The sequence below is a fragment of the Phytohabitans sp. LZ39 genome (assembly GCF_059359075.1).
Genome location: NZ_JCADBM010000009.1, coordinates 134,848 through 157,353 on the forward strand (window position 1 = coordinate 134,848; position 22,506 = coordinate 157,353).

The window sequence follows — 22,506 nt, forward strand, 5'->3', positions numbered from 1 at the left end:
GATTGATGACGATCATTGTATGCGCTGAGGAGATCACCGTGCGTACCCGAATCGTCATCGCCCTGGCCACTCTTGTGGCGACCGCCGGCGGGGCCGGCGTCGCCATCGCGGCGAACGCGGCCGCCGATGGTCCGATCACCACCCTCGCCAACGGAAACTTCAACTGGTCCGCGCCGCAGACCGCGGCCAGCGGCCTCACCGTGCCGTGGGCCCTCGCCTTCCTGCCCGACGGCAGCGCGCTGGTCACCGAGCGCAATAGCGGTCGTGTGCTGCGCATCCCGGCCGGCGGCGGCCAGGCCACGCAGGTGGCCACGATCAGCGGCGTCTCGGCGAGCGGCGAGTCCGGCCTGCTCGGGATCGCGGTCTCGCCGACGTACGCGCAGGACGGCTTCGTCTACGTGTACTTCACGACCGCCTCCGACAACCGGATCGCCCGCTTCACGCTCGCCAACCCGCAGACCCAGACGCCGATCCTCACCGGTCTCGCCCGGGCCACCATCCACGACGGCGGCCGGATCGCGTTCGGTCCGGACGGCATGCTGTACGCGGGCGTCGGCGACGCCGGCAACACCGCCAACTCGCAGAACCCGCAGAGCCGCAACGGCAAGATCCTGCGGATGCGGCCGGACGGCAGCGCGCCGCCGGACAACCCCACCGCCGGCTCGCTCGTCTACAGCCTCGGCCACCGCAACGTGCAGGGCCTGGCCTGGGACCCGGCCGGGCGGCTCTACGCCAGCGAGTTCGGGCAGAACACGTGGGACGAGGTCAACCAGATCGTGCCGGGTGGCAACTACGGCTGGCCGACGGTCGAGGGGCGGGCCGGTGACCCGCGCTTCCGCGACCCGATCGTGCAGTGGACCACCGCCGAGGCGTCGCCCAGCGGCGCGGCCATCGACGGCAACGCGCTCTTCGTCGCCGCGCTCCGCGGCACCCGGCTGTGGCAGGTCACGCTGGACGGCAGCGGTGGCGTCACGGGCAGCCCGACCGCACGGCTCCAGGGCCAGTTCGGGCGGCTGCGCGCCGTCGTCGTCGGCCCGGACGGCTGGCTCTGGGTGACCACCAGCAACCGTGACGGCCGCGGCTCGCCCGCCGCCAACGACGACCGCGTGCTGCGCTTCCCGCCGGTCGGTACGGTCACGACCCCGCCGACGACGCCGCCCACCACCCCGCCGACCACACCACCAACGACGCCGCCCACGACCCCGCCGACGACGCCGCCCACCACGCCGCCGGTCACCGGTAGCTGCACGGTCGCGTACCAGGTGAACCAGTGGAGCAACGGTTTCACCGCGAACGTGACCATCACCAACCGCGCCGCGGCGGTCAGCAGCTGGGCGCTCACCTGGACGTTCGGCGGCAACCAGCAGGTCACCAACGCCTGGAACACCCAGGTGACCCAGAGCGGCACCGGCGTGACCGCGCGAAACGTCAGCTACAACGGCGCGATCCCGACCAACGGCAACGTGACCTTCGGCTTCCAGGCCACCTACAGCGGCACGAACAACCGCCCGGCGGAGTTCCGTCTAAATGGGACGGTGTGCGCGAGCGCTTAGCAACCCTTCCCGTCCGACTCGCGTCTGTCTATGTGGGTGGGCCACCTCGGTCCACCCACGACAGAACGGGGAGGAAATGGCAACCACGAAACTGCTTCGTCCACTCGCGGTCGGGGCGGTGGTGCTGGCGATGAACGGCGGTGCGGTGGCCGCCGCGGCGCCCGCACCGCCGCCCCTCAGCTTCGTCGCGGCGACCAGCGCGGTGACCCTCGAACGCTATCCCGACGAGGGCGTCTGGCTCGACCTCGGCACCCACGTCGTGGCCGGCAAGAAGCCGTTCGAGATCCGTGCCAAGCGCGCTTCGTACGCCGACCCGATCGTGGCGACGCAGGGCACCGGTGCCCGCGCGACACAGCTGCCGGCCGGGCTCCTCACCAGCTTCTCCGGCTTCAGCGCGTTCACCCACACCCGGATCACGGACGCCACCGGCGCGGTGGTCCTCGAACGGGACGAGGAGTTCTGCCCCAACGGCTACGGCGCGCGCAGCCGGCCCGACGCGCCGGACACCTCGCCGTACCCGAGGGACTGCGCGACCAACCCGTTCACGCTCGGGGCGGTCTGGGGGATCCAGGCCGGGTGGAGCGTGCCCACCTCGGGGGCGTGGTGGCAGAAGGAGCCGGTCGACCTGCCCGACGGCACCTACACGGCGACCGTGACGGTCAACCAGCCGTACCGCGACCTCTTCGGCATCCCGGCCGACCAGTCGAGCGCGACGGTGCGGGTCACCGTGCGCTCGGTCGACCCGGGCGAACCCCGGCGGCAGTCCGCCGCCCCGGCGGACGAGCACGCGCACCACACGCCCGACCAGCACGCCCGCTTCGCCGCCGGTAACGCCGGTGGGCAGCCGGCGGCCGCGCGCCCGGCCGGCAAGGGCAAGGTCGTCGCCGGGCCGAAGCCGGACCTCCGGTCGCTGCCCGCGTGGGGCATCGAGATCGGCGCGTACGACGCCGAGGAGGGGCACGACTACCTGTCCTTCAACGCCACGGTGTGGCTCGGCGGGCGGTCACCGCTCGTCGTCGACGGCTTCCGCCGGTCCGGCCAGGACATCATGGACGCCTACCAGTACTTCTACGACGCCCAGGGCAACCAGACCGGGTACGCCCAGGTCGGCACGATGGAGTGGGACGACCGCGACGGGCACAACCACTGGCACTTCACCGACTTCGCCCAGTACCGGCTGCTCGACGCCAGCCAGCAGCTCGCGGTGCGCAGCGGCAAGGAGGCCTTCTGCCTGGCCAACACCGACGCGGTGGACCTCACACTCCCGCGGGCCAACTGGAAGCCGGAGAACACCGAGCTGAACACGTCCTGCGGCGAGCAGGGTTCGATCGCGGTGCGGGAGGTCCTCGACATCGGCAACGGCGACACGTACGGACAGTTCCTGCCGGGCCAGTCGTTCGACATCACCGACCTGCCGAACGGGACGTACTACGTCGAGGTGGTCGCCAACCCGGACAACAAGCTGATCGAGTCGGACAAGACGAACAACAGCTCGCTCCGCAAGGTCATCCTCGGTGGCGAGCCGGGGGCGCGGACCGTGGAAGTGCCGCCACACTACGGCGTGGTGGGCTGATCAACCGGTGGTGAAGCACCCCGCCAGGCACACTGGCGGGGTGACTACCACGCTGGCGATCGACTGTGGCGGGGGCGGCATCAAGGCGTCCGTGCTGGACGAGGCGGGCACGATGCGCGCCCAGCCGGTGCGGGTGCCCACGCCGTACCCGCTGCCGCCGACCCTGTTCGTGCAGACCCTCGGCGACCTGGCGGGCAAGCTACCCACCGCCGACCGGGCCACCGTCGGCATGCCGGGGATGATCCGGCACGGCGTGGTGGTGGCGACGCCGCACTACGTGACCCGCAACGGCCCGCGTACCAAGGTGGACCCGGACCTCGTCACGCAGTGGTCCGGCTTCGACGCCCGCACCGCGCTCAACGACGCGCTCGGCCTGCCCACCCTGGTGCTCAACGACGCCGAGGTGCACGGCGCCGGCGTGGTCGCCGGCACCGGGCTGGAGCTGGTGCTCACGCTCGGCACCGGGCTCGGCTGTGCGCTCTTCGACGGCGGCATCCTCGCGCCGCACCTGGAGTTTTCCCAGGCGCCGGTGCGGTGGGGGATGAGCTACGACACGTACATCGGTGAGCACGAGCGGCGCCGTCTGGGCGACGCCTTCTGGTCGCGGCGGATCCGGGCGATCGTCGACGGGCTGCGGCCGGTCTTCCTGTGGGACCGCCTCTACATCGGCGGCGGCAACGCCCGCCGGATCCGCCCCGAGCAGCTCACCCGGATGGGCGACGACGTGGTGGTCGTGCCCAACACCGCCGGCATCATCGGCGGCGTGCGCGCCTGGTCACTGACCCGTCCGTGATCGAAGCTCCTCCAAGCCGTTGGAACGGCTCGAGAGGAGCTTTGATCACGGCGCGCTAGGGCCTGAGTCTCCCGACTTCCCCTGCTCGGCCAGGAAGCGCTCCAGCTCGGCACCCAGCTCCTCGGCCGTCGGCAGCGGGCCGCTGTCGGCGAGGAGGTTGGCGCCGCGCTGGCGGCCGCGGGTGAACGCGTCGTACTGCTCCTCCAGCGCCCGCACCAGCTCAGCCGCCTCGGCGGTCTGCGCGATCTGCTGGTCGATGTCGGCCCGCACGGTCTCGGACGCCTGCCGCAGGCCCTCGGTGGGCAGCAGCAGGCCGGTCGACTTGGAGACCGAGGTCAGCAGCTGCTCGGCGGCCGGGGGGTACTCCGCCTGGGCGAGGTAGTGCGGCACATGGGCGGCGAAGCCCATCGCGTCGTGCCCCTTCTCACCGAGGCGAAACTCCAGCAGGTGGCCGGCGCTGCCCGGCACCTGCACCCGCTGGAGCCACGGCTCGTAGCCGGCGACGAGCTCGCGGCGGGTGCCGTGTGCGGTGACGCCGGTGGGCCGGGTGTGCGGCACGGCCATCGGGATCGCGTTGAGCCCGACGGTGAGCCGCACGCCGAGCCGCGCGACCACCTCGGTGAGCGCCGCCACGAGCCGCTCCCACTGAAGGTCGGGCTCGGGGCCGGTGAGCAGGAGGAACGAGGTGCCGGCGTCGTCGTGCACGAGGTGCAGCTCGAGCTTGGGCGCCTCGTACGACTCCCAGTGGTCTTCGATGAAGATCATCGGCGGGCGGCGGGAACGGTAGTCGAGCAGCTGGTCGATGTCGAATGTCGCCACCGGCCGCGACTCGAGGGTCTCCAGAAGGTGCTCACGCGCCAGCCGGACGGCGTTACCTGCGTCGACGAAGCCGCTCAGCGCCTGGACCAGCACCGGCCGGCCCAGGTCGGGCAGGTCGTCGGCCAGCTCGTACAGGCCATGCGGATCGAGCACCAGTCCTCCTCGGGACAAACGGTCTACCCGTTATTAAACCCCGGCGACCCAGGCGTCGATTCCCGCCGCGAGCCGCCGCCGCACCTCCGCCGGCGCCGCCGAGGCCTCCACCGAATGCCGGGCCAGCACCGCGAGCTCCGCGTCGGTGCAGCCCAGCTCGTGCCGGGCGATCTCGTACTGCCGGTGCAGGCCGCCCGGGAACAGCAGCGGGTCGTCGCTGCCGAGGGCCACCCGGACGCCGGCGTCGAGCAGGGTACGCAGGGGGAGGGCGGCGAAGTCGGCGATGACGCCGAGCGGAGGGTATGACGTGGGGCACACCTCCAGCGCGACGCCTTCCGCGGCGAGCAGGTCGAGCGTGGCCGGGTCGGCGGCGGCGCTGAGGCCGTGCCCGATGCGGCGGGCGCCGAGCGTGGTCACGCAGTCGCGCACGTGCCAGGCCGGCTCGTAGAAGCCCGCGTGCGGCACGGCCAGCAGCCCGGCCTCCGCCGCGATCCGGAACGCCGGCGCGAAGTCGGCCACCCGCCCGCGCCGCTCGTCATTGGACAGTCCGAAGCCCACGACGCCGGCGCCGGCGTACCGGGCGGCCAGGCGCGCCACCTCCACCGCCACCTCTGGCGGGCGGGTCCAGCTCGCCGCCAGGACGATGCCGGTCCGGCCTCCCCTGGCGCCGGCCAGCACGGCCTCGACCACCGGCTCCAGGCCGCCGAGCCGCTCCGCGTAGGAGGTGGGGTCGACCTGGAGCTCCAGCCAGCCCGCGCCATCGGCCGCGTCGCCCGCGGCGGCCTCGGCCACGAGACGGGCGACGTCGTCCGCGGTACGCACGGCGGCGCGCGCCGCGTCGTAGCGGGTCTGGAACGCGGCCCACCCGTGCGCCATCCCCGGCGTCAGCGGCGGCGGCACCGGCACGCCGTAGCGGTCGGCCAGGTCGGCCAGCGTTGCCGGGCGCATGGAGCCGGTCAGGTGGAGGTGAAGATTGGCCTTCGGCAGCCGTCGAAGATCCCGCACACGTCCGACCCTAGAGCTGGTCGTGTCGTGCCGCTTTTCACGAGCGGATTTCCCGGGCCCGCGTCACCTGCGGACCGCTGCTCCCGCCGGAGACCGCGGCGGCCGGCGGCTCGCGGGGCGAGCCGAGATCCCCGACCTCCGCTGCCAGGTGCGCGAGACAAGACCGAGGCGTCGCTCCGCGACGCCCTTGACCAGCCGCGCACGGGTGAGGCCGCGGCCCGCGCCGTCGGGGGCGGCGGTGTTTGTCCACAATGCCTGTTACCGTCCAGGCGGCGGGAGATCGAAGCGGAGGCTTCGTTGCCGTGGGTAACCGCCGCCGTCGTCCGCGCGGGCCACGATTCGAGATCTTGGAGAGTTAGGGCGCCATATCGACCCTAACTGTCCTAGATCTGGAAGTTCTCAACTGAGCCTGCTGGCGCTGCGTCACAGGCGGTGACCGGCGAGGACGGCCCAGCCTGTGCGGGCAAGCGATTCCCGCGGGGCGTGGACCCTTGCCGGTCCGGTCAGCCGCGCGTCTCGGATGTCAAGGTCCGCAGCTTGACCAACAGCGGACGGGTGAGGCCGCGGGAGCAGCGGTCTGGACCACGGCGGACATCGCGGTAGCTCAAATTTTCTTGCGCGTGGCCTCAGGCGCCTCCGCTACGGTGTGTCCAAGGGTGACTACGCGGTGTTGAATCCGTTCCCCCGGACGGGTTTTCCGGGGTTGAGGGGGGCTCGGCCGAACGGAGGAGGTCGAGGTATGTCGCTCTTTGATCATCGATCTTGGAGGATATCTCCTGTCTTGTCATGACTCTTTGGGCATACCCGACTTGCCGGTCTGGCGAGGTTATTGCCCGATGCCCCATCCGTGACGCTCGGTGACTGGTTTGCTGGGCTAACAAAGTGGCCGGCCTCACAAAATCACTGTGTGTGATCGCGAGAAGCACTGTCTAACCTCGCTGGATGCGTGACGACGACACGAAGAACCCCCAGTCCGCCGCCGCAGCCAGCACTAACCGTTCGGCTGATGGCGGGTCCCCCGTAAGGCACCGAGCCCCACGCCGCGTTCACGTTCCGTCATGGATGCGGACGTTGCCCTCGGTAGTCGAGGAGCGCGCGAAGCAGTGGGCGGCCGATGCGCCCGCGTGGCTCCGCACCCGCGACTGGTCGCAGATCCGCGACCAGCTGAACACCCGCAGGGTGCGGGTCGGCGTGGCCACCGGCATCATCGGCCTCCTCGGCTTCGCCGCCTTCGCCGAGACCGGCGCCGCCACCAGCGGCCCGGTGACCGCCCTCTCCCCGGTGGCCGCGGCGCACGCCGAGGCGCAGCGGGCCGAGGCCGCCGAGGCGCCGGTGTCTCGCGCCGAGCGGGCCGAGGCCGGGTCGGCCAAGGCGGCCGGCGCGGACCAGAAGAAGTCCACGAAGGACGGTGCCGCCGCGAAGAAGCCGGCGGCCAAGGCCCCCGCCGCACCGAAGGCGGCGCCGAAGAAGGCGCCCGCCAAGCTCACCCCGGCCGCCGGCCTGTCGCAGGTGCAGACCGACAACGCCGCCGCGATCGTGCGGGCCGGCGCCAAGAACGGCGTGCCCCAGCGCGGCATGGTCATCGCGGTGGCCACCGCGATGCAGGAGAGCACGCTGCTCAACCGGGCCAGCGAGGTGCTGCCCGAGTCGAAGCGCTACCCGCACCAGGGCACCGGCGCGGACCACGACTCGGTCGGCCTCTTCCAGCAGCGCACCAGCACCGGCTGGGGCCCGGTGGCCAGCCTGATGCAGCCGGAGTACGCGGCGACGAAGTTCTACCAGGGCCTGCTCCAGGTGCCGGGGTGGGACCGGATGCCGCTGACGTACGCCGCGCAGGCGGTGCAGGTCTCGGCGTTCCCCGAGGCATACGCGAAGCACGAGGGCGCCGCGACCGCCGTCGTGAAGTCGCTGATCCAGCAGGGCGTCGCCAACGGCTGACTCCGGGACGGGCGAGGGGTGGTTTCCTCCGGGCACTATGGAACGACCCCCCTCGCCCCCCGGAGGCATCCGTGACCGAACCTCAGCCGCCGACGGCGGCGTCCGAGGACCCCACCGCGGAAGACGGACCCGCCGAGCCGCCAGCCGGCTTGTGGGACCGCATGAAGAGCGACCCGCAGTACGCGCCGGAGCACCTCGCCTTGGAGGCGGTGCGGCGACTCGGCCCCGAGGCCAAGCGCTGGGCCGAGCAGTCCCGGGCCCGGCAGCCCGACGTACACCCCGACGAGCTGGCGCGCCGTGCCACGCGCCGCTTCGTCAACCTCGCCCGCCTGTCCGGCGCGGTCTCCGGCGCGGCCGGCCTGCCCGGAGCGGTGGTCGACGTCGGGGTGCTCGCCTGGACCCAGGCCCGGATGGTGCTGCACGTCGCCGCCGCGTACGGGATCGACCCGACCCACCACGACCGCGCCACCGACCTGCTCGTCCTCCAGAAGGTGCACAAGGTCGCCGAGACCGCGCGGCTCGCGCTGGGAGTGGCGGCGGGACGCGAGCGGGCCGGCGCGCTCTTCGGCCAGCCGGCCGCCGCCGGGCGCACGTTTCTGCGGCTGGGTGTCAAGCTGGCCCAGATGGCCGGTGTCGGCGCCGCGAAGCGCATGGTCGCCAAGGTGGTGCCGGGCGCCGGCGTCGTCTTCGGCACCTGGGCCAACTCGGCGGCCACCAAAGAGCTGGCCCGGCGCACCCAGGCGCTGTATCGCCCAACCGTGCCTAGGCAGCGAAGCGGCGAGGGTAGGTGACCTCGGCCAGCTTTCTCTGCCCGTCCGAGTCGGGGTGAAACCAGTCCACCCGGTTGATCATGTCGAGGCTGAAGCGGACCCGGTGTGCCGCGCCGCCGTCGTAGAGGCACCGGTTGCCGTACGCCTTGCAGGCGGCCGCGAGCTGGCCGTTGTACGCGTCGACCCGCTTGGCGACCGCGGCCCGCCGGCCGGTGTCTTCCGCCGAGGTGGAGGTCGGGTTGGCCAGCAGCGCCGGGCAGGTGCCGCGCGACCACGCCTTCACCGCGCGCCGCTCCTTGTGGCCGATCTCCCACAGGCGGTTGAGGTCGGGGACGCTCACCACGAGCACGCGCGCCTTCGGCAGCCCCTTCTTGAGGCGGCGCAGCGTCGCGTCGAGACTCTGCCGGAAGTCGGCGACCGGCGTCATGTCGGCCACGCTGGCGCGGCAGATGTCGTTGGCGCCGATGAGCAGCGTCACGTACTCGACCTTGGCGCCGACCGCCTTGTCCGCCTGTGCCGGCAGGTCGGCCGCCCGGGAGCCCGGCACGGCGTAGTTGTGCGCGTTGCCCTTGATCGCCTTGTTGTCGTCGCGCAGCCGCCGGTAGTGGCTGTCGACGAGGCCGCTCTCGCCGGTCGACCACGACTGGCGGCCACAGCCCTTGTACGTGATGCAGGCACCGAGCCCGGCCGTGATCGAGTCGCCGATCGCGGCCATCGACGACGGAAGGTCGGTGTTGGCCGGCTTCGTCGTGGCTCCCGGCCGCCCGCCCGCACCGCCCTCCTCGCAGGCCAGGGCCAGGATCGCGGTAAGGGCGAGGACGGCAGTCGTCCAGCGTTGGCGCATCGCGGCATCCCCGAAGTCTCGGTAGCGGACAGCAATGGCCTGACTACTCTAACGGACCGCCCGCCTGTGCCAGGGCCCGCTTTCGCGGAACGCCCGCGTGGCGGCGATGACACGCGGACGGCCGCATAAGCTTCTGCGCATGGATGGGCTGGGCGAGATCGTCGCGCTGGTGGCGATCGCGGTGATCGGCACGGCGTTGTCCCGCAAGCTGGGGCTGCTGGCGCCGATCGTGCTGGTGATCGTGGGGCTCGGCATGTCGTTCCTGCCGTTCGCGCCCGAGGTGCACCTCGAGCCGGAGCTCGTGCTCGTCGGCATCCTGCCGCCCCTGCTGTACGTGGCCGCGATCGAGATGTCGGTGCCGGCGTTCCGGTTCAACCTGCGGCCCATCCTGCTGCTCGCGGTGGGGCTCGTCATCTTCACCGCGTTCGCGGTCGGCACCGTGCTGCACCTGCTGCTGCCCGAGGTGCCGTACGCGCTCTGCGTGGCCCTCGGCGCGGTGGTCGCCCCGCCCGACGCGGTCGCGGCCACGGCGGTGGCGCGGCGGATCGGGCTGCCCCGCCGGCTGGTGACGATCCTCGAGGGCGAGAGCCTGATCAACGACGCCACGGCGCTGGTGCTGCTGCGGGTGTCGGTGGCCGCCGCCACCGGCGCCGCGGTCGGCTTCTTCGACGTGACCATCGACGTCGTACGCGCCGCCGGCGGCGGCATCGCCATCGGCGCGGTCGGCGCGCTGGTGATCGCCTTCCTGCACAAGCGGATCAAGGACCCGCTGATCGACACGGCGTTGTCGCTGCTCACGCCATTTCTGATCATGCTGCCCGCCGAGGCGGCGCACTCGTCCGGTGTCGTGGCGGTGGTGTTCGCCGGACTCTATCTCGGCCACCGGTTCCCGACGCTGATGTCGGCGGCGTCCCGGCTACAGATGGACGGGTTCTGGCGGATCGCCCGGTTCCTGTTGGAGGGAATGGTCTTCCTGCTCGTGGGGCTCCAGCTCCGCGAGATCGTGCAGGAGCTGGACACCCCGTGGAGCGAGGTCATCTGGATCACGGCCGTGGTCGTGTTCACGCTCATCGCGGTGCGGTTTGTGTGGATCTTCCCGGCCACGTACGCCGCCCGCCTCGTGCCGCGGACGCGCCAGCGGGATCCCGTACCCTCGGCCAGCTACCCGGCCGTGATCGGCTGGGCCGGGATGCGCGGCGTGGTCACGCTGGCCGCCGCGCTGGCCCTGCCCGAGACCAGCGAGGTGGCCTACCCGCGGGAGCTGTTCGTGTGGCTGGCGTTCGCGGTGATCGTGGTGACGCTGGTGCTCCAGGGCGCGACCCTGCCTTGGTACGCGCGGCGCTTCCGGGTGCCGCCGGACGATCCGACCCAGGACACGCTCGCCGAGGCCGCCGTCCAGAACGCGGCCAGCCGCGCCGCCCGCGAGCGGCTGGAGGCGCTCGCCGACGGCGCGCCGGCGGCGACGGTGGAGCGGCTGCGCGACCTCGCCGACCACCGGGTGAACAAGGCGTGGGAACGGCTGGGTGGCGCGGCGGAAACGCCGTCCCGGGCGTATGGTCGGCTGCGCCGCGAGATGATCGACGCGGAGCGCGAGGTGTTCCGAAACGCCCGCGACGAGGGACGCATCGCCGAGGAGGTGCTCCGCCGGGCCCAGCGCGATCTGGACCTGGAGGAGTCTTTGTTGCAGCGAACGACGGAGGACTGAGTTTGATGAGCGGGAGTCGCGAGGCTACGGGCCTCGACCACGACGGCGGACGAGCGCCGAGCGACGGAGCGTGGTAGGGATGGCCTGTACGCACCTCGCCGAGGCCACCTTGGTGGAGCCGCAGAGCACGGAGGGCTGCCAGGACTGCCTGGAGGCCGGTCACCGCGACTGGGTGCACCTGCGGCTCTGCCTCACCTGTGGGCGGGTCGGCTGCTGCGACTCCTCGCCGGCCAAGCACGCGAGCGCGCATTTCCGCGACACCGGCCACCCGGTGATCAAGTCCTTCCAGCCCGGTGAGGACTGGCGCTGGTGCTTCGTGGACGAGCAGCTGGGCTGATCGACTCCAGCTCGGCGCGGTCGAGCAGGACGACCCCTCGGGCCGTCACCGCGACCGCTGACGCGCGGGTCAGCCGGCGGAGGGCGCGGTTGACCGTGACGCGGCTGAGGCCGAGCAGGCGGGCCAGCGACTCCTGAGAGCCGCGCCAGGCGACCTCGCCCGGCCCGGCACCGGTGGCCAGCAGCCAGCCCGCCACCCGGCCGAGCGCCGGCACCGTCGCCGTCTCGGCCAGGCGCTGCCGCAGGTCGGCGGCGTCCGCGGCGAGGCGGGCGAGCACATGGTGGCGTACCGCCGGCTCGTCGTCGAGGAGGCGCATGAAAGCCTCCGCCGGCAGGCGCCGGCCGCGGCATGCGGTGGCGGCGACGAGCGTGCCGGCGGCGGGCGCGAGCGCGGCCGGCTTGTCGACGATCGCCGGCGCCTCCCAGCGGGCCGGCCACACCTCGGCGCCGGCTGAGTTCGTGTGCGCGCCCACCACCACGCCGCTCAGCAGCAGGAGCACGGCGCCGTCGCGCGGGATCACCGCCCCCGGCGGGTACGACACCGGACGGCTCGCCGCCGAGAGCGCGCCGAGCGCCTCCGCGGACAGCGCCGCGAACGCGGGGATCGTGCCGAGCAAGGTCATGTATCCAGTGATACAGCGCCCCGACCCGCCCCGGCCGTAGCGTGCCGAAACATGTGGATCGTCGAACTCAGCCTGGCCCCGACGAAGGAGCGCCTGGCCGCCCGCCCCGCCCACCGGCGGTTGCTGGCCAGCCTGCACGAGCGGGGCACGGTGCCGATGGCCGGCCCGCTCGCCGACGACTCCGGCGCGGTGATCGTCTTCGACCTGCCGGACGAGGAGGCCGTGCGCGACAAGCTCGCGGCCGACCCTTACCTCACGACGCCGGGCGTCGCGGTCGTCAGCGTCCGCGAGTGGCACCCGTTCGTGCCGGCTTAGACGCGCCTTTTACAGCGGTGCCGTGTTGAGCCGCCGCAGCTCGATCGTCCAGGTCGGGCCGAACTGGCGCAGGGAGTCGCCGCTGCACGTGTACCGCTCGGGGTCGATCGAGCCGCTCAGCGACGACCGGCCGGTTTCGCGGCCGCTCTGCTTGTACACCACCGTGCCGAGGCCCTTGGCGTTGCTGTAGAGGATCTGGCCCTGGTTGGTCTGCCAGTTGTACGTCAGGATGCCCGACAGGATCATCTCGTACGTGCGGTTGTTGACCTTCGCGCGGGCGTTGTTGCCGTCGCCGTAGTCGACCGTGAGTGTGCCGTTCGCCTTGAAGTGCTGGGTGGCGCCCCAGCTGTGCAGCCGCATCTTCACACCGTCGATCGTGGTGTCCGAGTCGTGCGAGGTCTCCTGCCAGGTGCCGATCAGGCAGGAGTCGTGCAGTGGATCCTCCGAAGTGGACGGCTCCGGAGAGGGCGACGGGGACGGCGACCCGGAGGGCGGCGCGTCGCTGGGTGCGGGTGAGGCGGCGGACGGCGAGGACGCCACCGACAGCCCGGGGCCGCCGCCGTCGTCCAGGCTGGACGAGATGAGCACCGCGCCGGCGATGATGCCGGCGATCAGCAGCAGGGCCAAGCCGCCGACGAGGAGTGGCAGGGTGGCACCGACCTGTGCTGGGGGCGGCGGTGGCGAGCCGGGATGCATGGACGGAACGGTATCCGTTCAGCGCATCCAGGGGCTACGCCTCTTCTTCGACCACGTCGGCGATCACGACCGTGATGTTGTCCGGGCCGCCGGCCCGCAGCGCCAGGTCGACGAGCCGCCGCGCGCACTCCAGCGGCTCCGGGTATCCGCCCAGCGTCTCGCCGATCGTCTCCGCGCTGACCACATTGGACAGGCCGTCGCTGCACAGCAGCCAGCGGTCGCCGGCGGTGGGACGCATGAAGGTGTACGCGGGATTGGCCTCGCCGCCCTGGAGCGCCTGGGTGACCACCGCCCGCCGGGGGTGGTGGCTGGCCTGCTCCGGCGTGATCACACCCTCGTCGACGAGCATCTGCACGAACGTGTCGTCCCGGGTCATCTGCTGGAGTTGGCCCTCGCGGAGCAGGTACGCGCGGGAGTCGCCGACGTGCCCCAGCGCCAGGGCGGTGCCGGTGAACAGGACGGCGGTGAGCGTGGTGCCCATCCCGTCGCGGCTCGGGTCTTCGGCCACGGCCTCGCGGATGCGGCCGTTGGCCGTGTCGAGCGCTTCGCGCATCGCGTCGATCAACCCGTCGTCGGGAATCTCCCGGTCCAGCGGCGCCACGGACTCGATGACGATGCGGCTGGCGAGGTCGCCGGCGGCCATGCCACCCATGCCGTCGGCGACGGCGAGGAGACGCGGCCCGGCGTGCACCGAGTCCTGGTTAGCGCTCCGGATCAGGCCGGTATCGCTCACCGCCGCGTAGCGCAGCTTCAGGGTCATGGCTGGGAGCCTGCCAGGCCGACGTTTGGATGTCTCCAGTAGATCACCGCTCGCGCCCACTACGCGGCTAAATTCCTTTTTGTTCCGGCGGCCCTTACGAGACTGGGCGGCATCCCAAGACATCGATTGACATCAGCGAAACGCGCTGGCAACATCGGTGCCCTATGGGAGCGCTCCCAATCTTGAAGGGATCCGCCGTGACCCGACGCCCCACCCCCAAGATCCTCGCGGTCCTCGCGGCCGCCGTGCTGATCGCCACCGGACTCACCGCCGCGGCCCACGCCGAAGAGGTCGAGCACATAGACAACGGCACTTTCGACGCCGGCACCGCGCCCTGGTGGAACACCGAGAACACCCCGATCTCCGCCGTCGACGGCCGCCTCTGCGCGGAGGTGCCGGCCGGCCAGGCCAACCCGTGGGACGCCGCCATCGGCCACGGCGACATCCCGCTGGTCGACGGCGACGCGTACCGGCTGACCTTCACCGCCTCGGCGACCGCGCCGGTCACCGTCCGCGCGAACGTCCAGCTCAACGAGACGCCGTTCACCACGGCCCTCTCCCGCGAGGTCGCCCTCACCGCCACCCCGCAGACCTTCGTGTACGAGTTCGACGGCAACATCGACTCGACGAACGGTGTCTTCACCTTCCAGCTCGGCGGTTCGGCCGACGCGTTCACGTTCTGCCTCGACGGCGTGTCGCTGACCAGCGAGACCACCGCCGGCGGGGACCCCGAGCAGGTCGAAAACGGTGACTTCAACGACGGCACCGCCGGCTGGTTCTCGTACGGCACCACCTCGACGGCGGTCACCGACGGCCGGCTCTGCGCCGAGGTGCCCGGCGGCCTGGCCAACCCGTGGGACGCCGGCATCGGGCAGAACGACGTCCCGCTGCTGGCCGGCTCCGCGTACACGTTCTCGTTCGACGCGAGCGCGGCGCCGGGCGCCACCGTCCGCGCGGCGGTGCAGCTCGGCGTGGACCCGTTCACCGCGTTCCTGAGCCGGGACGTGCCGCTGACCGGCGATACCCAGCACCTGGAGTTCACCTTCACCTCGCCGGTCGACACCGAGCAGGCGCAGGTCGTGTTCCAGGTCGGCGCCAACGCGGCCGCGTACACGCTCTGCCTGGACAACGTCTCGCTGCTCGGCGGCGAAGAGGAGCCGCCGTACGTGCCGGACACCGGCCCGCGGGTGCGGGTCAACCAGGTCGGCTACCTGCCGTCCGGCCCCAAGGGCGCGACGGTCGTCACGACCGCCACCGAGGCGCTGCCGTGGCAGCTCAAGGACAGCGGCGGCACGGTCGTGGCCAGCGGCCAGACCACACCGCGCGGCACCGACCAGGCCTCCGGGCAGAACGTGCACACCGTCGACTTCGGCTCGTTCACGACGGCCGGCACCGGCTACACGCTGACCGCCGACGGCGAGACGAGCCACCCGTTCGACATCGCCGCGGACGTCTTCAAGCAGCTCCGATCCGACTCGCTCCAGTTCTTCTACGCGCAGCGCAGCGGCATCGCGATCGACGGCGCGCTGATCGGTGAGCAGTACGCCCGCCCGGCCGGCCACCTGGGCGTGGCACCCAACAAGGGCGACACCGACGTGCCCTGCCAGGCCGGCGTCTGCGACTACCGCCTCGACGTGCGTGGCGGCTGGTACGACGCGGGCGACCACGGCAAGTACGTCGTCAACGGCGGCATCGCCACCGCCCAGCTGCTGAGCTCGTTCGAGCGGACCAAGACCGCCCCGACCGCCGGCGGGGGCGCGGCCCTGGCCGACAGCACCCTGCGGGTACCCGAGCGGGGCAACGGCGTGCCGGACGTGCTCGACGAGGCCCGGTGGGAGCTGGAGTTCCTCATGCGCATGCAGGTGCCGGCCGGCAGGCCGCTCGCCGGCATGGCGCACCACAAGATGCACGACGCCAACTGGACCGGCATCCCGATGCAGCCGGAGGACGACCCGCAGCAGCGCGAGCTGCACGCGCCGTCGACGGCCGCCACGCTCAACCTCGCGGCCACCGCCGCGCAGGGCGCCCGGCTCTTCGCGCCGTACGACGCGGCGTTCGCGGCCACGGCGCTGACCGCGGCGAAGACGGCGTACGCGGCGGCCAAGGCCAACCCGGCGGTGTACGCGGACCCGAACGACGGCACCGGTGGCGGCACCTACAGCGACAACGACGTGAGCGACGAGTTCTACTGGGCGGCCGCCGAGCTGTACCTCACCACGGGCGAGGCGCCGTACCTGTCGGACGTGACCGCGTCACCGCACCACACCAGCGCGGACGTCTTCGGCCCGAACGGCTTCGGCTGGGGCAGCACCGCCGCGCTCGGCCGCCTCGACCTGGCCACCGTCCCGAGTGGACTGCCGGCCGCCGACCGGGACCGGCTGCGCGCCTCGGTGCTCGCCGCCGCGGACGCGTACCTGACCATCCAGGCCGGCCAGGCGTACGGCCTGCCGATGCCCGGCAACCGGGGCGCCTACTTCTGGGGCGCCAACAGCAACATCCTCAACAACATGGTCGTGCTGGCCACCGCGTTCGACCTCTCCGGCGCGGCGAAGTACCGGGACGGCGCGGTCCAAGGCATCGATTACATCCTCGGCCGCAACGCGCTCAACCAGTCCTATGTGACCGGGTGGGGCGAGAAGGCGTCGCAGAACCAGCACAGCCGGATCTTCGCCAACCAGGCGGACGCCTCGCTGCCACACCCGCCGGCCGGTTCGATCGCCGGCGGGGCCAACGCCAGCCTCGACGACCCGTACGCCAAGCAGCTGCTCGACGGTTGCCAGCCGATGTTCTGCTACGTCGACCACATCGAGTCGTACGCGACCAACGAGGTGGCGATCAACTGGAACTCGGCGCTCGCCTGGGTGGCCTCTTTCCTGGCCGACCAGGGTGCGGCCGGCCCCGCGCCGGCGACCCGCTGCCGCGTCTCGTACGTGGTGCACGGCACCTGGACCGGCGGGTTCACCGGGCAGGTCACGGTGACCAACACCGGCACCACGGCGATCGACGGTTGGGCGCTGCGCTGGGCGTTCCTAGGTGGACAGAAGGTCACCCAGTCCTGGCTGGCCGACACCACCCAGTCCGGCGCTACGGTCACGGCCCGAAACCAGTCGCACAATCGCCGCATCGAACGGGGCGCGTCGAAGACGTTCGGCTTCAACGCGACGACCGGCGGACCCAACCCGTCACCCGGCCTGTTCACCCTGAACGGCGCCACCTGTAGCTGAAAGATCGACCATTCCGTCACCCGTCCCCGGGTTACGCCGGGGGCGGGTGGCGTGAAAGGGTAGGGCGCGTGGGTGGTAAGGGTCAGGCATCGGTGATAAGCCGTTGTCCATGTTGTGGTTACCGGACTGGGTGCGCTACGTGCCCGGTCTGCTTCTGGACCGACGCCGCACAGGCGGATCCGGGAGCGTTCGTCGACGTTGGCGGTCCCAACGGCGATCTCACACTTGGCGAGGCCAAGCTCAATTTCGCGTTGTATGGCGCGAGCCACCCCAAGTATCGGGAAGTGGTGCGCAAGCCGCGCCCCGACGAGATCGTGTAGGTCCAAGGCTTGGTCGTGAGGACCCGGGCGCGTTTGGGGCGCGCCCAGGTCACCATGATCAGCGCAGCCAGTCGAGCAGCTTGTCGCCCTGCTGCCAGACGGTGAGCGCGGAGAAGACGCCGAAGAGGGCCATCGACCACACCAGAGCCGCGACCCGGAAGGCGCGCGGCCGGATCTGGCTGGGCAGCACCTTGCGGTTGAGCACCAGCAGCAGGATCGAGTAGAAGAACATCATCAGCCCGCCGACGCAGGCGGAGATCACGAGCAGCGGCAGCGGCTGGTCGAAGCCGGCGATCAGGATGCCGCAGCCGATCGCCACCAGACCCCACACGAGTCCGAAGTAGAGCTTGCTCTCCGAGGCCCGGGGCAGGTATGACGTCTTGAGCACGTCGGCGGCGAGCCGGCTGGTGTAGTCGACGATGCCCAGCGCGGCGGCGAAGAGCGACAGCGCCCCGATCACCCAGAAGAGCGTGCCGAACCAGCCACCCACGAGCTCCTTGAGCTTCTCGCCCTCCACCTCCAGGAACGAGACGCCGTTTTCCAGGCCGGGCACGCCGAAGACGGTCGAGTAGGAGAGCATCGACATCAGCACGATCGTCACGAACGAGATCAGCACGAACGTGGCGAGCTGCTCCTGGTTGGCCAGCTTCCACCAGCGGCGCCAGCGGCCGAGGTTGTCGTCGGTCGGCTCGAAGACGTAGCCGCCACCGCCGGCGGCCGCCTCCTCCTCGCCGGTGACCGGGCTGACCAGGCGGGGCACGTAGGCGCCCATGCCGTAGCGCTTGTCCCGGATCCAGTTGCTCTGGCAGAGGTTCTGGCCGCCGCCCGCGCCGGCGAAGACGAGGGCGGAGAGCATCAGCGCGAAGCCGAGCTCGGTCGGAAACTCCGGGCTCGTGACGGTCTCCGGCAGGTCGCCCCATGCGCTGGCGCTGATCGCGAACCCGATCGCCACCACGATGAAGAGCACCACGAGCGCGACCTTGACGAACTCGACGCGTTCCAGCGCGACGTAGACCACCGGCGCGAGGGTCAGGGTGGCGCCGATGACCAGCAGCATGCCCACCGCGATCCAGGTGGCGTCGCCGCCGAAGATGTACGTGACCATGGTGGCCGAGCTGGTGGACCACCCCGGCCACAGGTTCGCGAAGTACACCATGATCGCGAAGACCAGGCCCCAGTGACGCCAGAAACGGGAGAACCCGGTCAGCGCGGTCTCGCCGGTCGCGAGCGTGTAGCGCTCGATCTCCATGTTCAGGAAGTACTGGGTGATGATGCCGACCGCCGCGGCCCACAGGAAGACCAGCCCGACCTGCGACGCGATGTACGGGAAGAGCACGAACTCGCCGGACGCCAGCCCCACGCCGGCCGCCACGACCCCCGGACCGATGATCCGCCACGGCGAACGCGGCGGATCCGGCAGCTCACGCACCGTCACCGCGGGCAGGTGGCGGGTGGGAAATCGATCGGCGGCCGTCTGTGTCATGCCGCCCTGTCCCCACTCGGTCGACACTCGAAACCTGGGCGAGCTTTGCCACAATCCCCAGAAGTGTCAGCTACCACGCTGATCGAAGCTGAGCGGTCGCGCAGGATGCCATGATGAGCGCCGAGCAACTGACCCTCCAGGCCACCTTCGGGGTGGCCCTTCTCGCGTTATTGATCGGGCACCAGCTCGGCGACCACATCGCGCAGACCGACAAGCAGGCGGACAACAAGGCGGCCAAGGGGCAGGCCGGCCTGCGCGCGATGGTCGGCCACCTGCTGACCTACCACCTCACCGCCGGCGCGGTGCTCGCCGGCACGGCGCTCACCCTGGAGCTGCCGCTCTCCGCGTCCGGCCTTGTCGCCGGCTTCGGCTTCAGCGTCGTCAGCCATGCGATCCTCGACCGCCGCACCCCGGTACGCAACCTGCTGCGGCTGACCCGCTCCCCGGTGTTCGCGGAGCAGACCTCGCCGGTCTGCGGCATGTACGTCGCCGACCAGGCCCTTCATTGGTTCTCACTCCTGGTCTCCGCGCTGCTGATCGCGAGGCTGTAGAAAGAGGTATGCGGATCACGCCGGGCGGGCCGGACGACGTCGACGCCGTGCTCGCGCTGCTCGACGACGCCACGGCCTGGCTGGTGAGCATCGGTCGCACCGGCCAGTGGGGCACCCAACCACGCTCGACCAACCCGCGCGGAGTCGCCCAGATCACCGAGTGGGCCGAGACCGGCAGGCTGCACCTGGCCCGCATCGACGGGGAGGTCGCCGGCGCCCTCGCCGTCGGTGAGGCGATGCCCTACGTTCCGCCGGCGACCGAGCCCGAGCTGTACGTCAACCTCCTCGTCGCCGGCCGGGCCCACGCGGGCCGGGGCGTCGGCGCCCGGCTGCTCGACCACGCCCGCGCCATCGCCCGCCAGCGTGGCGCCCGCCAGCTGCGCGTGGACTGCTACGCCGGCGACGACCGCGCGCTGGTCCGCTATTACGAGCGGCAGGGCTTCACCGCCACCGATGTGTTCGCTGTGGGCGAATGGCCAGGTCAGATCCTGGTCGAGCGCTTGCGCTCTGGGTGAACAGGGCTGGGCCCGGCGGTACCCGACTGGTTGTCTGGGTCTATGGAGATCTTGGTCCTGGGTGGCACGGCATGGTTGGGTCGCGAGCTGGCGCGGGAGGCGCTGTCCCGCGGGCACGCGGTGACGTGCCTCGCGCGAGGTGAGAGCGGCGGAGTGACCGAGGGCGCGGTACACGTCGCCGCCGACCGGAGCGCGCCCGGCGCGTACGACGAGGTGGCCGGCCGTGACTGGGACGCCGTCGTCGACGTGTCGTGGCAGCCCGGCTTCGTGCGCGGCGCACTCGACGCGCTCGCCCCGCGGGCCCGGCACTGGACGTACGTCTCGTCCGGCAACGTCTACGCCGACCACGGCACCCACGGCGCGGACGAGTCGGGCGCGCTGCTGCCCCCCACCGACCTCGACACGGTCGACCGCGAGCTGTACGGCGAGGCGAAGGTGGCCTGCGAGCGGGCCTGCCTCGCGGCGGTCGGCGACCGGCTGCTGATCGCCCGCTCAGGGCTCATCGGCGGGCCGGGCGACCACACCGGCCGCACCGGCTACTGGGTGGCCCGCGCCGCCCGCGCCCCGCAGGCACCGCTGCTCGTGCCCGACGCGCCCGACCAGGCGACGCAGGTGGTCGACGTGCGCGACCTGACCGCGTGGCTGATCGACGCCGCCGAGGCCGGCACGACCGGCACGTTCGACGCGGTCGGCCCGGTGGTGCCGCTCGGCGAGTGGATCGCGCTGTCCCGCGCGGTCGGCGGCCACGACGGCCCGGTGGTCACCGCCGAATCGGCCTGGCTGCGGTCGCGGGAGGTCGCCGAGTGGATGGGCGACGAGTCCCTGCCCATGTGGATCGCGTCGCCCGGCTGGGAGGCGTTCAACGCGCGCAGCGGCGCCGCCGCGGTCGCCGCCGGCTTGCGGCACCGCCCGCGCGAGCAGGTCGTGGCCGACACCCTCGCCTGGGAACGCGAGCAGGGCCTCGACCGCACCCGCAAGGCCGGCCTGACCACGGACCGCGAGCGGGAATTGATCGCCGCTCTGTCGGAGGCGTGAGGCAGGATCGCGGCATGACGACACTCGGCGCCGTATACCTGCCCTACAACCCGCCGGAGCGCCTGCGTTCCGTGGCCAAGGCTGCCGACCAGGCGGGGCTGGAGGAGCTCTGGCTCTGGGAAGACTGCTTCCTCGAGGGCGGCATCGCCAGCATGGCCGCCACCCTGGGCTGGACCGAGCGGTTGCGGGTCGGCGTCGGCCTGCTGCCCGTCCCGCTGCGCAACGTCGCGCTGACCGCGATGGAGATGGCCGCGCTCGACCGCTACTTCCCCGGCCGCGCGCTGGTCGGCATCGGCCACGGCGTGCAGGATTGGATGGGCCAGGTCGGCGCGCGGGTCGAGTCGCCGGTCACCCTCCTCCGCGAGTACGCCAACGCGCTGCGCGCCCTGCTCTCCGGCGAGCGGGTCACCACCAAGGGCCGCTACGTGACGCTCGACGGCGTCAAGCTAGACATGCCGCCACTCGCGACGCCGCCCATCTTCGCCGGCGCCACCGGCCCCAACTCGCTGCGCCTCTGCGGCGAGGTCGCCGACGGCACGATCGTCGACGGGGGCAAGAGCCCCGACGAGCTGCGCCGGGCCCGCGCGCTCGTCGACGAGGGCCGCGCCCGCCGCGCCCAGGGCGCCGACGACCCGCACACCATCGTCGCGTACGTGCACGCCGCGACCGGCCCCACGGCGGCCGCCCGCCTGGAGGCCGAGCGCGTGAAGTGGGGCTACGACACGATCGAGGGCCGCAGCATCGCCGGCGGCGCCGAGCAGTTCGCCGAGGCCATCCACGCCTGGGTCGAGGCCGGCGCCGACACCGTCATCCTCCAGCCCACCGCCGACGACCCCGACCCGGAGGCCTTCGTCCGCTTCGTCGCCGAAGACGTCCGCCCCCTGGTCCCGTAGGACCCCACAACCTAGATAGCCATTCGAGCTACCGCGACGTCCGTCGTGGTCCAGACCGTCGCTCCCGCGGCCTCACCCATCCGCCGTTGGTCACGGCTGCCCCGGCGGCAACCTCTCCGCGACGTGGATGCCAGCTGCGCGGGACAAAATCAGCGGCCACCGCCGGCATCCCGACGAAGCGTCGCCAGCCGCGGGACCGAGTTTGGGATCCGGCTAGGCCGCGCTGGTCTGCTCGTCGTCCGCAGAAATGCTAGACAGCGCATAACCATGCGATCCATAGCTCACCACAGGGCGCCTACGCGGCACCTATAGACCATTTGTCGCTTCCTGGGTGAGTGGCAAGAGACGCCACAAGTGGATCTAGAACACTTGGGGTCGAAGGGGCAACCAAAAGTGTTCTAGATCTACTTCCAGACGATGCATAAATATCAACCACATCGATCATGACCCCGCGCCGAGGCCGGGCCACCCCGAAGCCGCCGCCAGCGTGCGAAGCCCGGCACGGCTCGCACCGCAACCACCCACCCAAGAACGTGAAACAAGCCGGGGACGGCCCGGCCGGAGCCCGAGGCCCCGCCGGAGGCGCAGCAGTAACCGCAACC

At 71.7% G+C, this 22,506-nt stretch carries 21 protein-coding genes; 14 read left to right on the top strand and 7 right to left on the bottom strand.

Translation table 11 applies throughout. The annotated features are described in order from the left end of the window. The first annotated feature begins 5 nt into the window (after nucleotides 1-5). The 3 genes from AC5L36_RS19160 to AC5L36_RS19170 all read left to right on the top strand — a co-directional run bounded on the left by AC5L36_RS19160 (nucleotide 6) and on the right by AC5L36_RS19170 (nucleotide 3,919). Nucleotides 6-1,553, top strand: coding sequence for a PQQ-dependent sugar dehydrogenase (locus AC5L36_RS19160; RefSeq protein ID WP_441217944.1), 1,548 nt, complete (start codon nucleotides 6-8; stop codon nucleotides 1,551-1,553). Nucleotides 1,554-1,629: 76 nt separating this feature from the next. Then, nucleotides 1,630-3,126 carry a lysyl oxidase family protein gene (locus tag AC5L36_RS19165; RefSeq protein WP_441217946.1) on the top strand — a complete coding sequence of 499 codons (1,497 nt, stop codon included), beginning with the start codon at nucleotides 1,630-1,632 and terminating at the stop codon, nucleotides 3,124-3,126. Between the two features lie 40 nt (nucleotides 3,127-3,166). Beyond that, nucleotides 3,167-3,919 carry an ROK family protein gene (locus AC5L36_RS19170; RefSeq protein WP_441217948.1) on the top strand — a complete coding sequence of 251 codons (753 nt, stop codon included), beginning with the start codon at nucleotides 3,167-3,169 and terminating at the stop codon, nucleotides 3,917-3,919. Between the two features lie 45 nt (nucleotides 3,920-3,964). On the opposite strand, the gene AC5L36_RS19175 is transcribed toward AC5L36_RS19170, so the two are convergent. Next, entirely contained in the window at nucleotides 3,965-4,891 is a 927-nt protein-coding gene (locus tag AC5L36_RS19175) for a proteasome assembly chaperone family protein (protein WP_441217949.1), read from the bottom strand. A 33-nt stretch (nucleotides 4,892-4,924) separates the two neighbouring features. Beyond that, the gene (add, locus tag AC5L36_RS19180) at nucleotides 4,925-5,896 is read right to left on the bottom strand and encodes an adenosine deaminase (protein WP_441217951.1); all 972 of its coding nucleotides are present in this window, start codon (nucleotides 5,894-5,896) and stop codon (nucleotides 4,925-4,927) included. 1,062 nt (nucleotides 5,897-6,958) lie between these two features. Between add and AC5L36_RS19185 the strand changes: the two genes are divergently transcribed. Both AC5L36_RS19185 and AC5L36_RS19190 read left to right on the top strand, forming a co-directional pair. Further along, entirely contained in the window at nucleotides 6,959-7,834 is an 876-nt protein-coding gene (locus tag AC5L36_RS19185; protein ID WP_441217953.1) for a peptidase M23, read from the top strand. Nucleotides 7,835-7,905: 71 nt separating this feature from the next. Then, nucleotides 7,906-8,625, top strand: a complete 720-nt coding sequence (locus AC5L36_RS19190; protein WP_441217955.1) for an EcsC family protein — start codon at nucleotides 7,906-7,908, stop codon at nucleotides 8,623-8,625. Here the strand turns inward: AC5L36_RS19190 and AC5L36_RS19195 are convergent. Continuing rightward, nucleotides 8,597-9,448 carry an SGNH/GDSL hydrolase family protein gene (locus AC5L36_RS19195; protein WP_441217957.1) on the bottom strand — a complete coding sequence of 284 codons (852 nt, stop codon included), beginning with the start codon at nucleotides 9,446-9,448 and terminating at the stop codon, nucleotides 8,597-8,599. The two genes, AC5L36_RS19190 and AC5L36_RS19195, sit on opposite strands and share 29 nt — an antisense overlap. A 139-nt stretch (nucleotides 9,449-9,587) precedes the next feature. On the opposite strand from AC5L36_RS19195, the gene AC5L36_RS19200 reads away from it, so the two are divergent. Further along, nucleotides 9,588-11,153, top strand: a complete 1,566-nt coding sequence (locus tag AC5L36_RS19200) for a Na+/H+ antiporter (protein ID WP_441217959.1) — start codon at nucleotides 9,588-9,590, stop codon at nucleotides 11,151-11,153. Nucleotides 11,154-11,232: 79 nt separating this feature from the next. Beyond that, complete coding sequence (locus AC5L36_RS19205) at nucleotides 11,233-11,490, top strand: UBP-type zinc finger domain-containing protein (RefSeq protein ID WP_441217961.1); 258 nt, start codon at nucleotides 11,233-11,235, stop codon at nucleotides 11,488-11,490. Here the strand turns inward: AC5L36_RS19205 and AC5L36_RS19210 are convergent. Beyond that, complete coding sequence (locus tag AC5L36_RS19210) at nucleotides 11,429-12,112, bottom strand: Crp/Fnr family transcriptional regulator (RefSeq protein ID WP_441217963.1); 684 nt, start codon at nucleotides 12,110-12,112, stop codon at nucleotides 11,429-11,431. The two genes, AC5L36_RS19205 and AC5L36_RS19210, sit on opposite strands and share 62 nt — an antisense overlap. A gap of 51 nt (nucleotides 12,113-12,163) precedes the next feature. Between AC5L36_RS19210 and AC5L36_RS19215 the strand changes: the two genes are divergently transcribed. Then, complete coding sequence (locus AC5L36_RS19215) at nucleotides 12,164-12,427, top strand: YciI family protein (protein ID WP_441217965.1); 264 nt, start codon at nucleotides 12,164-12,166, stop codon at nucleotides 12,425-12,427. Nucleotides 12,428-12,436: 9 nt separating this feature from the next. Here AC5L36_RS19215 and AC5L36_RS19220 read toward each other — a convergent pair whose 3' ends face one another. Together AC5L36_RS19220 and AC5L36_RS19225 are read right to left on the bottom strand one after the other, a co-directional pair. Beyond that, nucleotides 12,437-13,123: a hypothetical protein gene (locus AC5L36_RS19220; RefSeq protein WP_441217967.1), complete on the bottom strand. Its 687-nt coding sequence runs from the start codon at nucleotides 13,121-13,123 to the stop codon at nucleotides 12,437-12,439. A 34-nt stretch (nucleotides 13,124-13,157) separates the two neighbouring features. Next, nucleotides 13,158-13,883 carry a PP2C family protein-serine/threonine phosphatase gene (locus AC5L36_RS19225; protein ID WP_441217969.1) on the bottom strand — a complete coding sequence of 242 codons (726 nt, stop codon included), beginning with the start codon at nucleotides 13,881-13,883 and terminating at the stop codon, nucleotides 13,158-13,160. A gap of 197 nt (nucleotides 13,884-14,080) precedes the next feature. Here AC5L36_RS19225 and AC5L36_RS19230 point away from each other — a divergent pair, with 197 nt between their 5' ends. Both AC5L36_RS19230 and AC5L36_RS19235 read left to right on the top strand, forming a co-directional pair. Next, nucleotides 14,081-17,107, top strand: a complete 3,027-nt coding sequence (locus AC5L36_RS19230; RefSeq protein WP_441217971.1) for a glycoside hydrolase family 9 protein — start codon at nucleotides 14,081-14,083, stop codon at nucleotides 17,105-17,107. Nucleotides 17,108-17,199: 92 nt separating this feature from the next. Then, entirely contained in the window at nucleotides 17,200-17,427 is a 228-nt protein-coding gene (locus tag AC5L36_RS19235; RefSeq protein ID WP_441218236.1) for a CPCC family cysteine-rich protein, read from the top strand. Between the two features lie 58 nt (nucleotides 17,428-17,485). Here AC5L36_RS19235 and AC5L36_RS19240 read toward each other — a convergent pair whose 3' ends face one another. Then, the gene (locus tag AC5L36_RS19240) at nucleotides 17,486-18,910 is read right to left on the bottom strand and encodes an Nramp family divalent metal transporter (RefSeq protein ID WP_441217973.1); all 1,425 of its coding nucleotides are present in this window, start codon (nucleotides 18,908-18,910) and stop codon (nucleotides 17,486-17,488) included. A 113-nt stretch (nucleotides 18,911-19,023) separates the two neighbouring features. Here AC5L36_RS19240 and AC5L36_RS19245 point away from each other — a divergent pair, with 113 nt between their 5' ends. Genes AC5L36_RS19245 through AC5L36_RS19260 form a run of 4 tightly spaced genes read left to right on the top strand, consistent with a single transcriptional unit; the run spans nucleotide 19,024 to nucleotide 21,904 of the window. Further along, nucleotides 19,024-19,461 carry a DUF3307 domain-containing protein gene (locus AC5L36_RS19245; protein ID WP_441217975.1) on the top strand — a complete coding sequence of 146 codons (438 nt, stop codon included), beginning with the start codon at nucleotides 19,024-19,026 and terminating at the stop codon, nucleotides 19,459-19,461. Nucleotides 19,462-19,469: 8 nt separating this feature from the next. After that, complete coding sequence (locus AC5L36_RS19250; protein WP_441217977.1) at nucleotides 19,470-19,976, top strand: GNAT family N-acetyltransferase; 507 nt, start codon at nucleotides 19,470-19,472, stop codon at nucleotides 19,974-19,976. Nucleotides 19,977-20,018: 42 nt separating this feature from the next. Further along, nucleotides 20,019-21,011 (top strand): Rossmann-fold NAD(P)-binding domain-containing protein, encoded by a 993-nt coding sequence (locus AC5L36_RS19255; protein ID WP_441217979.1) that lies wholly within the window; start codon nucleotides 20,019-20,021, stop codon nucleotides 21,009-21,011. A gap of 14 nt (nucleotides 21,012-21,025) precedes the next feature. Further along, a complete protein-coding gene (locus AC5L36_RS19260) occupies nucleotides 21,026-21,904 on the top strand; it encodes an LLM class flavin-dependent oxidoreductase (protein WP_441217981.1) in 879 nt (292 codons plus the stop codon). The last annotated feature ends 602 nt before the right edge of the window (nucleotides 21,905-22,506 follow it).